Genomic DNA, 11,466 nt, shown 5'->3' on the forward strand with positions numbered 1-11,466 from the left:
ATGCGGCTGAACCAGGTCACCATCGGCAGCACCGACCTGGACCGCGCCGAGAGGTTCTACGGCCTGCTCGGACTGCGGCTGATCGTCAAGACGGACGACTACCTACGGTTCGAGTGCCCGGACGGGGACAGCACCTTCTCGGTCGAGCGCAACAGCGAGATCGCGTCCGATGAGCGGGTGACGATCTATTTCGAAGCCGACGATCTTGACGAGCAATACCAGCGGTTGCGCGGTTCGGTTGCGTTCACCCAACCACCGACCGATATGCCGTGGCTGTGGCGAGAGGCCCGGCTCGATGATCCCGACGGCCACCGGTTGTGCCTGTTTCGCGCGGGTGCGGCCCGCCGGAATCCACCGTGGCGCCTGCCGCCCGAAGCCCAGGATTTGCCGTAACACCGCCCCGGTCGCCCGGCGTGCGCGCTACCGTCGACCTCGATCGACACCGGCGATGAGGAGCGCACCGTGAGCGAGGAACCCGACCACGAGATTCTGATCGTCGGCGCCGGCTTCTCCGGAATCGGAGCAGCCATCAATCTGGACCGTGCCGGGATGTCGGACTTCGCGATCATCGAAGCCGGCGACGGGGTGGGCGGCACCTGGCACTGGAACACCTATCCGGGTATTGCCGTGGACATCCCGTCGTTCTCCTACCAGTTCTCGTTCGAGCAGAGCCCGGACTGGTCGCGCACCTACGCCCCTGGCGGGGAGCTGAAGGCCTACGCCGAGCACTGCGTGGACAAGTACGGTCTGCGCTCGCGAATCCGGTTCGCCACCAAGGTGGTTGCCGCGGAGTTCGACGACGAACGCGGCTGGTGGCGCGTTCAGACGGATCAACTCGGTGAGCTCAGCGCGCGATTCCTGATCAACGCCAGCGGCGTGCTGACCACCCCCAACCTTCCTGACATCGCCGGTGTCGACACCTTCGCCGGGGTGACGATCCATACCGCCCGCTGGGACCATTCGCAGGACCTGACCGGCAAGCGCGTGGCGGTGATCGGCACCGGAGCCTCTGCGGTGCAGGTGATCCCGGAGATCGCGCCGAAGGTTTCCGCACTGACCGTCTTTCAGCGGACACCGATCTGGTGCTTCCCGAAATTCGATGTGCCGCTGGCCGCTCCGATCCGCTGGGCGATGCGGATTCCCGGCGGCAAGTCCCTGCAGCGGCTGGCCAGTCAAGCCTACGTCGAGGCGACCTTCCCCATCGCGGCGCAGTACTTCACGGTGTTTCCGCTGGCCAAGCAGATGGAGTCGGCGGGACGGGCGTATCTGCGGCGCCAGGTGCGCGATCCAGAACTGCGTAAGCAGCTCACCCCGAGCTACGCCGTCGGCTGCAAGCGCCCCGGCTTCCACAACACCTACCTGTCGACGTTCAACCGCGACAACGTGCACCTGGTGGTCGACCCCATCGACCGGATCGCTCCCACCGCCGTCGTCACCGCCGACGGGACGTCCCACGAGGTCGACGTGCTGATCTTGGCCACCGGTTTCAAGGTGATGGACAGCGACAACATTCCCACCTTCGCCGTCACCGGGGCCGGAGGCCAGACCCTGGCCAGCTTCTGGGACGAGCACCGACTGCAGGCCTACGAGGGGGTCAGCATCCCCGGATTCCCCAATCTGTTCAGTGTCTTCGGCCCGTACGGCTACGTCGGGTCATCGTATTTCGCACTCGTGGAAGCACAGACGCATCACATCGTGCGGTGCCTGAAGAGCGCCCGTGGCCGTGGGGCGACCCGGATCGAGATATCGGAGGCGGCCAATACCCGCTATTTCGACGAGATGATGAGCAAACGGCACCGCCAGGTGTTCTGGCAGGACAGCTGCAAATCGGCCAACAGCTACTACTTCGACAAGCACGGGGATGTCCCGTTGCGGCCCACCACCACCGTGGAGGCCTACTGGCGCAGCCGCCGCTTCGACATGGACGACTACCTGTTCAGCGCCTGACTGCCGTAGGCCAGAAGACGCGAAAGCCCCCAATTCGAGGCCGAAATGGGGGCTTTCGCGACTGCTGGCGCAAGCAACTAGATGGCGCGCTTGAGGTCGTCGACCTTGTCCAGCTGCTCCCACGGCAGTTCGATGTCGGTACGGCCGAAGTGACCGTAAGCCGCGGTCGGTGCGTAGATCGGACGCAGCAGGTCCAGGTCACGCACGATCGCGCCCGGGCGCAGGTCGAACACCTCCGGGACGATCTTCTCGATCTTGACCGGGTCGACGGTGGCGGTGCCGAAGGTCTCGATGAACAGACCGACCGGCGCGGCTTTGCCGATGGCGTAGGCCACCTGGACCTCGACGCGCTGGGCCAGGCCCGCGGCGACGATGTTCTTGGCCACCCAGCGCATCGCGTAGGCGGCCGAGCGGTCCACCTTCGACGGGTCCTTGCCGGAGAAGGCGCCGCCGCCGTGGCGAGCCCAGCCGCCGTAGGTGTCGACGATGATCTTGCGGCCGGTCAGGCCGGCGTCACCCATCGGTCCGCCGACGACGAACTTGCCGGTCGGGTTGATCAGGATGCGGGTCGACGACGAGTCCAGCGTCTCGTGAGCGAGCTCGGCGAGCACGGTGGAGATGACGTGCTCGCGCAGGTCGGGGTCCAGGGTGTTGACCAGGTCGATGCCCTCGGCGTGCTGGGTGGAGATCACCACAGTGTCCAGCCGGGTCGGGACGTCGTCCTCGTACTCGATGGTGACCTGGGTCTTGCCGTCGGGGCGCAGGTAGTCCAGCGTGCCGTTTTTGCGAACCTCGGTCAGCCGCCGCGACAGGCGGTGAGCCAGCGCGATGGGCAGCGGCATCAGCTCCGGGGTGTCGGCGATCGCGTAGCCGAACATCAGGCCCTGGTCGCCGGCGCCCTGGGAGTCCAGCGGGTCGGCCGCACCCTCGACGCGGGCCTCGTGGGCGGTGTCGACGCCCTGGGCGATGTCGGGCGACTGCGCGCCGATCCCGATGTTGACCCCGCAGGTCTCACCGTCGAAGCCTTTGGCCGAGGAGTCGTAGCCGATCTCCAGGATGCGCTCGCGCACCGTGTTGGTGATGTTGGCGAAGGCTTCGCGGGCGTTGGTGGTCACCTCACCGACCACGTGCACCTGGCCGGTGGTGACCAGGGTTTCCACCGCAACACGCGAACGGGGGTCATCGGCGAGCAGTGCGTCGAGCACCGAGTCGCTGATGGCGTCACAGATCTTGTCGGGGTGGCCCTCGGTCACCGACTCACTGGTGAACAGCCGTCCCTTTTCGCTCACAATGTCGCCTTCCGGGTAATCGTTCAAGAAGTTAGCTCGGGCTAATATAGCCGTGTGGTCCTCGGGAGAGCCTGGCAGCCCGGTGCCCATCCCCCGTGCCACGGGCCGGGTAATGGCGGTGCTGCCCTCCGTCCAGAAAATCCTCGACAACATCCCCCACGACGAGGATCCTGAACGACTCGGCCCTGCGAGCGCCTACTCTACCGTCCGGTCGCCGCCGTCGCCTTTTCGACCCGGACCGCCCAGGCGACCAGTGACCGCAGATAACTGAGCACCAATTCGTCCGGGTGAGTTCGCGGATCGGTGAGGTGGAGCAGGGCCAGTTCCTCCAACGCCGACAGCAACAGCCGGGTCGTCACGCCGTCGGCGTCGACTGGGTGGCCCACGATCCGGGACAGCCGCCCCGCGGCGATGGTTCGGGCATAGCGACGGCCCGCCTCGGTGCGGGCCCCCAACTGGGGCGGAGCACCGGCGGGCGAGCTCAGGATGATGCGCCAGCTGGTCGGCGCCGCATGCAGATACGCCAGAATGCCGCGGCCGAGCGCGTCCGGGTCCTCGTCGGGCGGACCGTCTACGCTGCGCATTCCAGCGAAGGCAATCGCCGATTCGCGGTCCAGTAGTGCGGTCATCAGGCCGGCCAGATCACCGAAGTTCTGATACAGCACCGTCCGGGTGACCTGCGCGGCGCGGGCCACCCGTTCGATGGTCACCGCGGCGTAGCCCTCGGCGGCGACGATGTCGCGGGCGTGGTCGAGCAACTGCGTCCGCCGCGCTTGTGCCGACATCCGCCGCTTCGGCTCTGATTGCGGGCTCATGGCGAGGGCGGCAGCTCGAGCAGTAATTCCACGGCGCGGGCCGCGCTCTGGGCGGCGCTTTCCATGGTCGCCGACCAATCGGTTCGGGTCCAGTCCCCGGCGAGCACCAGGCTCGGCACCGACGTGCGTTGATCCGGGCGCAGCCCGTCGGTGCCCACCACCTGCGAAAAGGTGGCTTTGGGCATCTTCACCACCTGCGCGGCCACCACGTTCGCCTCGGCCGCGGCCGGATAGTAGCGGCGCAGCATGTCCATCTGCTCGGCCACGATCTGCTCGTTGGACCGGTGAATCTGCTCGTAGGCTCCGCTGGTGGTCAGGCAATACAGCCACGCACCATCGGGATCGCGGCGCTGCATCCGCTGCCGGTCGAACACCTCGTCGATGACGCCCGTGCCGCCGATCACCGACTCCATCGCCGCCTCGGTGCCCAACGGACGGTCGAGGTAGAGGTTGGTGCTCACGATCGGTGTGTAGTGCAGCTTTTCTGCTGCGGCGTAAATGTCGGCGTGCTCGGGCAGATCGTCGAGCAGGCCGGCGATATTCGAGTTGGGCACCGCACACACCACCGCGTCCGCCGCGACCTCGGTGCCATCCGCCAGTTGGACGGCACGAACGGCATTGTCTTGCAACACGATTCGCCGCGCCACGGTGCGGTAGCGCACCTCCACGCCGAGCCGGTCGAAAACGGCGAGCGCGCCGGAGATGTACAGCGTGTCGAGGTCGGTGGTGGGGTAACCGATGGTCACCGCAGCGCGGTGGCGTAGGCCGAGTCGGATTCCGGTGGCCAGGACGTCGGCAAAGACTTTCGCCGAACCCTGCTCCACCGGCTCGGCCGCGATGCCCAGTGCCAGCCAGTCCCACACCGCCTCCCGGGCCTTGGCGGGCATCCCGACGCGGCGCAGCCACTGGTCGGTGGTCAGATCGGGCAGATCGGCGGGTTGAAACAGTGCTTCACCGGTCAGGCGCACCGTGGCCGCAGCGGTCCGCAGCCGGTCGAGCAGGCTCGCATCGGGGTGCGGCCCGAACAGCGTTCGCACCGCGCCCAGTCCGCGGGTCACCAGGGTGGTGGTGGCCCCGCCGGGCCAGCGCAGCGTTCCGCCGGTCGGAAACTCGACCATCGATCGGGTTCCGACGCTGGTCAGGTAGCGAAACAGGTGGTCGTAGCCGCTGGCGATCACGTGCTGGCCGTTGTCGGCGAGGTCCGCTATGCCCTGCACCTGCATCGCCTGGGTACGCCCGCCGAGCCGGCCGCGCCGCTCCAGCAGCGTCACCTTCTTGCCGGCCTCGGCCAGCCAGACCGCGGCTGCCAGACCGGCCAGACCGCCCCCGATCACCACGTAGCGACGGTCGTCCATTTCCGGCCCCTCTCGGCTAACTTACGTTCTGCAAGTTAGCCGAGTGACGACGAGCGGTCAATGCTGCGATGGCCACGCGGTGGCGGGCCGTGTCAGGCGCGGTTGCTGCCGAGGAACGCCGCAATCGCGTCCACGATGCGGCTGGCCATCAACGTCTTGGAGCCCGACTCCAGGGCGGACTCGGTTCCGTCCGCGGCCAACAGCCAGCCGTCGTTGTGGTCGACCTCGAAGGCCCGGCCGTCCCCGACGGCGTTGACCACCAACAGGTCACAACCCTTGCGGCGTAGCTTCGCCCGAGCGTGGAACAGCACGTCGCCGTTCTCATCGCCGGTCTCCGCGGCAAACCCGACAATGGCCCGCATATTCGGCAGCTGCCCGTCGGCACGGGCACGCACCGCGCCGGCCAGCACGTCGTCGTTGCGGACCAACTCGATGGTCGGCTCCCCCGCGCTGTCGGGGCCCTTCTTGATCTTGGCCTGAGCCACCCGCACCGGGCGGAAGTCGGCGACGGCAGCGGCCATCACCAGGACGTGCGCCTCGGGGGCGTGCTTGGACACCGCGTCATGCAGTTGCTGCGCGGAGCTGACGTGCACCACGTGGACTCCGGCCGGATCGATCAGCCCCGCGGTGTGTGCGGCGATCAGGGTGACCTCGGCGCCACGCTGGGCGGCCACCCGGGCGACGGCGTAGCCCTGCTTGCCCGAACTGCGGTTGCCGATGAAGCGAACCGGGTCGATCGGCTCGCGGGTGCCGCCCGCGGTCACCAGGACCTTCTGCCCGGCCAGGTCGTGCGGCAACGCGTCGGCGCGCTCCAGCAGCAGCGACGCGAAGGTGTTGATCTCCTCGGCCTCGGGCAGCCGGCCGGGGCCGGTGTCGGCGCCGGTCAGCCGGCCCGATGCAGGTTCGAGGACCACTGCGCCGCGTTCCCGCAGCGTCGCCACGTTGGCGACGGTGGCCGGATGCTGCCACATCTCGGTGTGCATGGCCGGAGCGAACAGCACCGGACAGCGCGCGGTGAGCAAGGTGGCGGTCAGCAGGTCGTCGGCGCGACCGGCCACTGCGCGCGCCAACAGGTCAGCGGTCGCCGGTGCAACCACCACCAAGTCGGCCTGCTGGCCGATTGCCACATGGGGGACCTGAGGGACATCGTCGAACACCCCGGTGTCGACCGGCTGGCCCGAGAGCGCCTCGAAGGTGGCTGCCCCGACAAACCGCAGGGCGGACTCGGTCGGGACGACGCGAACCGAATGACCGGCCTCGGCCAGCTGTCGGACCACGGTGCACGCCTTGTATGCGGCGATGCCCCCGGAGACACCGACGACGACCCGTTTCTGGCCCACCGGTACGACCCGTCCTGCCCGGCTCCGGCTACTCGCCTTCGGTGTATTCGAGCAGGTCGCCGTGGATCTCGCGCAGCGCGATCGACAGCGGCTTCTCCTGCAGGCCGGGCTCGACCAGCGGCCCGACGTATTCGAGGATGCCCTCACCGAGCTGGTTGTAGTAGTCGTTGATCTGGCGTGCCCGCTTGGCCGCGTAGATCACCAGCGCGTACTTGCTCGACGCCCGCTGCAGCAGCTCGTCGATGGGCGGATTGGTGATGCCGAGGGGCGTGTCATAACCACCGATCGACGCCGGGTCGAACTCGTCGGCGTCGGTCAGCACGGCCGAGTCGGTCTGCGAGGTACTCACTTAAGACAATCTCCTGAAGCTCTTTGGCTGGGGCGGGTCACGCCTGCTGGTTGTCGTCCGGGTAAATCAGACCGCGCCCGGTGCGGTATCCACCAGCAAGGATACCAATTCTGAGCAGGCTGTTTCCAATCGACTGTTGACCACGACGGCGTCGAAGTCGCCCTGCGCCGCCAACTCGGTGCGTGCGGTGGCCAACCGGCGTTGCATGACCTCGGTGGATTCGGTGCCGCGGCCGGCCAGTCTGGCCTGCAGTGTGTCCCAGTCCGGCGGGGCCAGAAACACCGTGACCGCCTCCGGAAGGGCCTTCTTGATGGCCCGGGCCCCGGCCAGGTCGACCTCGATCAGAACGGGTCGGCCGGAGCGGGTGGCGTCTATGACGGGGGCCGCCGGAGTACCTGAGCGCTGCAGGCCACCGTGAATGTCGGCCCACTCCAGCAGCTCGTTTTTCTCAACCAGCCGGTCGAACTCGGCCGGCGAAACAAATCGGTAGTCGACGCCGTCCACCTCCCCGGGCCTGGGCGCCCGGGTGGTGGCCGACACACTGAAATACAGGTCCGGTACCCGCTCCCGCAGGCACCGGACCACACTCGACTTACCGACCGCGGATGGACCGGACAGCACTACGACGCGTCCCGCGTTCCCGCTGTCCGGTCCTCCACCGGTATTCACTGCCGGGTCAGGAGAAGTCGAACTTTTCCAGCAGCGCCTTGCGCTGCCGGTCGCCCAGGCCGCGCAGCCGGCGGGTGGGGGCGATCTCCAGCTCGGTCATGATCTCCTGCGCCTTGACCTTGCCGACCTTCGGCAACGCTTCCAGCAGCGCAGACACCTTCATCTTGCCAAGGACCTCGTCGGTCTCGGCGTCCTTGAGCACCTGCTTGAGATTGGTGCCGCCACGCTTCAGCCGGTCCTTGAGCTCCGCTCGGGCCCGACGCGCGGCCGCCGCCTTCTCCAACGCGGCGGCGCGCTGCTCGTCGGTCAACTGGGGAAGGGCCACGATTCCTCCGTCTCGTCATCATCGACAACGTCGATGTTTTCCTTGTCCCGGCCAGGTACTTCGGCCAGAGACGACGACCGTACCCACGCCGTCTGACGAAATCTAACCCCACCCCCCCGTTTCCGGCTACAAATGCCCAGCGTATGGGGTCTGGGCGCGGCACCGTCCCACCCGAGTCGGCCACCGTCGCTCGACCCGCTCCGGGGGAACCGTCATCTTCGGTGCCCCGGCCCGAAAAACCGCTCTGAACTAGCCTTTTGCTACATATTTTCGGTCAGATGGGACGCCGCGCCGTGGCCGCGGGGGGTGGTCTTCGGGATGTGACCGGACCTTCACGCCATCGACTTCCCGCCGCGCGGCGTGTCGGGCGTGTCGAGGGCGGTTCCGCCACCCGGGGCCATCGGCTGCCGGGGTCCATCGCAACGGATGCCGGCACCTCGACGAGGTGGGCGACCACGGTGTTCGGCCCTTTTGCGCCCCCGGCCAACCCCTGGCAGCCAGGGTCGTCGTCCGGCCCGCGGATGCGCCGGCGGCAACCCCGGTAAGCCCCCAACGCCCGTTATTTCGGCGCGGAGGCGCTCGCTCCCACGGCAAAAAGCACGAATCCAGATACCCGCTGGACTGACAGCAACTATTCAGGGAGTTTTTACATTTGCCCAGCCGAAGCCGTGGATTAGCCGCCTAATGTTCCGGCCAGGTGGACGGTCCACCCGGGGGTGTTTATGGGGGGTATGACTATGAACATTTCCGCTGAATACCGTTTCGGTAGAGAAAGTGGGAATTGATGGCGATGACGACAGTCGGCCGTGCTGGCCGGTGGGCTCTTGCGGCGTCCGCGGTGGTGGCACTCGGCGCTTTCGGGATCGGTGCGGCCGGCGCCGAGCCCAATGACGGAATCACCGGTGGGGCCGGCAACAACGGCGGGGTGAATGTCAACATGGGGCCTTTCGGGGGCGGTATGAATGTCGGCAGAAACGGCGGCTTCAACTTCGGCCCTAACGGAATCGGCGCCGGCGGCGGTCAAAACCACAGCGCCAACGTCAACATGGGGCCCTTCGGCGGCGATATGAATGTCGGCAGAAACGGCGGCTTCAACTTCGGCCCTAACGGCATCGGCGCCGGCGGCGGACAGAACAACAGCGCCAACGTCAACATGGGGCCCTTCGGCGGCGGTTATCACGCCAATACCGGTGGGGGCGTCAACTTCGGCGGCCGGTAACCGGCAATACAGGGCCTGCGGGGCGCCCCTGACGGGCGCCACGCAGGCCCTGTTGTGTCAGGTGGGGCTAGGCGGCCAGGTAGGCCACGGCGTCCCGCAACCGCTCGGCGGCGGTACGCAGCGCACCGGCATCGGGTCCGTCCCGCAGCACCTCCCGCGAGACCGCCGGCAACAAGCTGCCCGCAGCGGCCCCTCCCAGCCCGGCAAGGGCCTCTGGGCGCCCTCCCTGGGCTCCAATGCCCGGCACCAGCACCGGCCCACCCAGGGCGCTCAGATCGGGCACCTCGCGCAGCGTGGCGCCCACCACGACCCCGACCGAACCCAGGCTCGCCGCGCCCTCGGCCCGATTGGCTTCCGCGGCCGCGTCGACGATCGCCTGTGCCACGGTGCGGCCGTCGGCGTCTCGGGCACGCTGCACACTGGCCCCCTCCGGGTTTGAGGTGGCGGCCAACACGAACACTCCCCGCCGATGCTGCGCGGCGGTCTCCAGTAACGGCTGCAGCGACCCGAAGCCCAGGTAGGGCGAGGCCGTCACCGCATCGGCAGCCAACGGCGACGGGCCGGCCCAGGCGGCGGCGTAGGCGGCCATGGTCGAGCCGATGTCGCCGCGCTTGGCGTCGGCCAGCACCAACACACCGGCCTCGCGCAGCGCCGCGATGGTGTGCTCCAGCACGGCGAAGCCGGCCGACCCGTAGGCCTCGAAGAACGCCACCTGCGGCTTGACGACGGCGAACCCGGCGAACGCCGCCACACACGTCTCGCTGAACGCCGCCAGCCCGTCCGGCGTCGCGGGCAAGCCCCACGAGGCCAGCAGTTCGGGGTGCGGATCGATGCCCAGGCACAGCGGCCCGCGGGCCGCTGTCGCTTCGGCCAGGCGTGCCCCGAACCCCGGTGTCACTACTGCCCGCCCAGGGTGCTGTGCAGCTCCTGCAGCGAGCGCACCCCGATATCGCCGCGGATGCCCGCCTCGATGCCCTGCACCGCCGCGGCCGCACCCTGAACAGTGGTGATGCACGGGATGTTCACGCTGACCGCTGCCGAACGGATCTCGTAGCCGTCCACCCGCGGGCCGGAGTTGCCGTACGGGGTGTTGATCACCAGGTCCACCTCCCCGGCCCGGATCGCGTCCACCGCGGTCAGCTCCGGGCGCTGCGGACTGGGTTCCTCGAAATTCTTGCGCACCACATCGCACGGAATCCCGTTGCGGCGCAGCATTTCCGCGGTCCCCTCGGTGGCCAGCACCCGGAAGCCCAAGTCGGCGAGCCGTTTGACCGGAAACACCAGGGAACGCTTGTCATGGTTGGCCACCGACACGAAGACCGTGCCCTGGGCCGGCAGCGACCCGTAGGCGGCGGTCTGGCTCTTGGCGAACGCGGTGCCGAAATCGCGGTCGATGCCCATCACCTCACCGGTGGACTTCATCTCCGGGCCGAGCAGCGAGTCGATGCCCGAGCCGTCCGCGCGACGGAAGCGGTGGAACGGCAGCACGGCCTCCTTGACCGCGATGGGGGCGTTCGGGCCGACGGTAGCCCCGTCCCCGGAGGCGGCCAACAGGCCCTCCGAGCGCAGCTCGGCGATCGTGGCGCCCAGCATGACGCGCGCGCACGCCTTGGCCAGCGGCACCGCGGTGGCCTTGGACACGAACGGGACGGTGCGGCTGGCCCGCGGATTGGCCTCCAGGACGTAGAGCACGTCATCTTTGAGGGCGAACTGCACATTGAGCAGTCCCACCACCCCGACGCCGTGTGCGATGGCCTCGGTGGCCCGCCGCACCTTCTCGATGTCGCTGCGCCCCAGCGTCACCGGCGGCAGCGCGCAGGCCGAGTCACCGGAGTGAATGCCGGCCTCTTCGATGTGCTCCATGATGCCGCCGATGTAGACCTCGGTGCCGTCACACAGCGCGTCGACGTCGATCTCGATGGCGTCTTCGAGGAACCGGTCGACCAGCACCGGATGTTCCGGGGACAGCTGGGTGGCCCGAGTGATGTAGCCGTGCAGCGTCTCTTCGTCGTAGACGATCTCCATGCCGCGCCCGCCCAACACGTAGGAGGGACGCACCAGAACCGGATAGCCGATGTCGGCGGCGATCCGCTTGGCCTGCTCGAAGGTCGTCGCGGTACCGTACCGCGGCGCCGGTAGGCCGGCGGTGGTCAGCACG

The 11,466-nt window shown here is 68.1% G+C and carries 12 protein-coding genes; 3 read left to right on the forward strand and 9 right to left on the reverse strand.

Translation table 11 applies throughout. The features are described 5' to 3' along the window. Both N416_RS0118305 and N416_RS0118310 read left to right on the forward strand, forming a co-directional pair. The gene (locus N416_RS0118305; protein ID WP_024443554.1) at positions 1–393 is read left to right on the forward strand and encodes a VOC family protein; all 393 of its coding nucleotides are present in this window, start codon (positions 1–3) and stop codon (positions 391–393) included. Between the two features lie 69 nt (positions 394–462). Further along, positions 463–1,947 carry an NAD(P)/FAD-dependent oxidoreductase gene (locus tag N416_RS0118310; RefSeq protein WP_024443555.1) on the forward strand — a complete coding sequence of 495 codons (1,485 nt, stop codon included), beginning with the start codon at positions 463–465 and terminating at the stop codon, positions 1,945–1,947. 77 nt (positions 1,948–2,024) lie between these two features. Here N416_RS0118310 and metK read toward each other — a convergent pair whose 3' ends face one another. The 7 genes from metK to mihF form a co-directional block, all read right to left on the reverse strand. Next, the gene (gene metK / locus N416_RS0118315) at positions 2,025–3,236 is read right to left on the reverse strand and encodes a methionine adenosyltransferase (RefSeq protein ID WP_024443556.1); all 1,212 of its coding nucleotides are present in this window, start codon (positions 3,234–3,236) and stop codon (positions 2,025–2,027) included. A 200-nt stretch (positions 3,237–3,436) separates the two neighbouring features. Then, on the reverse strand, positions 3,437–4,051 hold the full coding sequence (locus tag N416_RS0118320) for a TetR/AcrR family transcriptional regulator (RefSeq protein WP_036458534.1): 615 nt from the start codon (positions 4,049–4,051) through the stop codon (positions 3,437–3,439). Beyond that, positions 4,048–5,406 (reverse strand): hydroxysqualene dehydroxylase HpnE, encoded by a 1,359-nt coding sequence (hpnE, locus tag N416_RS0118325; protein WP_024443558.1) that lies wholly within the window; start codon positions 5,404–5,406, stop codon positions 4,048–4,050. Before hpnE ends, N416_RS0118320 begins: the two co-directional genes overlap by 4 nt. 92 nt (positions 5,407–5,498) lie before the next feature. After that, complete coding sequence (coaBC, locus tag N416_RS0118330) at positions 5,499–6,746, reverse strand: bifunctional phosphopantothenoylcysteine decarboxylase/phosphopantothenate--cysteine ligase CoaBC (protein WP_024443559.1); 1,248 nt, start codon at positions 6,744–6,746, stop codon at positions 5,499–5,501. Between the two features lie 28 nt (positions 6,747–6,774). Further along, positions 6,775–7,095 (reverse strand): DNA-directed RNA polymerase subunit omega, encoded by a 321-nt coding sequence (gene rpoZ, locus N416_RS0118335; RefSeq protein ID WP_024443560.1) that lies wholly within the window; start codon positions 7,093–7,095, stop codon positions 6,775–6,777. 66 nt (positions 7,096–7,161) lie between these two features. After that, the gene (gene gmk, locus N416_RS0118340) at positions 7,162–7,764 is read right to left on the reverse strand and encodes a guanylate kinase (RefSeq protein ID WP_024443561.1); all 603 of its coding nucleotides are present in this window, start codon (positions 7,762–7,764) and stop codon (positions 7,162–7,164) included. Between the two features lie 7 nt (positions 7,765–7,771). After that, entirely contained in the window at positions 7,772–8,089 is a 318-nt protein-coding gene (gene mihF / locus N416_RS0118345; RefSeq protein ID WP_003932123.1) for an integration host factor, actinobacterial type, read from the reverse strand. A gap of 784 nt (positions 8,090–8,873) precedes the next feature. Between mihF and N416_RS0118350 the strand changes: the two genes are divergently transcribed. Continuing rightward, positions 8,874–9,308, forward strand: a complete 435-nt coding sequence (locus N416_RS0118350; RefSeq protein WP_155943401.1) for a hypothetical protein — start codon at positions 8,874–8,876, stop codon at positions 9,306–9,308. 67 nt (positions 9,309–9,375) lie between these two features. Here N416_RS0118350 and pyrF read toward each other — a convergent pair whose 3' ends face one another. Both pyrF and N416_RS0118360 read right to left on the reverse strand, forming a co-directional pair. Further along, positions 9,376–10,206 carry an orotidine-5'-phosphate decarboxylase gene (gene pyrF, locus N416_RS0118355; protein ID WP_024443563.1) on the reverse strand — a complete coding sequence of 277 codons (831 nt, stop codon included), beginning with the start codon at positions 10,204–10,206 and terminating at the stop codon, positions 9,376–9,378. Further along, on the reverse strand, positions 10,206–11,466 hold a 1,261-nt coding region (locus N416_RS0118360), incomplete at its 5' end, for an ATP-grasp domain-containing protein (protein ID WP_024443564.1). The genes pyrF and N416_RS0118360, both read right to left, overlap by 1 nt.

Source organism: Mycobacterium sp. UM_WGJ (assembly GCF_000455125.1).
Lineage (GTDB): Bacteria > Actinomycetota > Actinomycetes > Mycobacteriales > Mycobacteriaceae > Mycobacterium.

Coding starts and splice junctions, on each gene's coding strand:
- N416_RS0118350 (WP_155943401.1), top strand. CDS start 8,874: ATGGCGATGACGACAGTCGGCCGTGCTGGCCGGTGGGCTCTTGCGGCG.
- hpnE (WP_024443558.1), bottom strand. CDS start 5,406: ATGGACGACCGTCGCTACGTGGTGATCGGGGGCGGTCTGGCCGGTCTG.
- N416_RS0118320 (WP_036458534.1), bottom strand. CDS start 4,051: ATGAGCCCGCAATCAGAGCCGAAGCGGCGGATGTCGGCACAAGCGCGG.
- N416_RS0118305 (WP_024443554.1), top strand. CDS start 1: ATGCGGCTGAACCAGGTCACCATCGGCAGCACCGACCTGGACCGCGCC.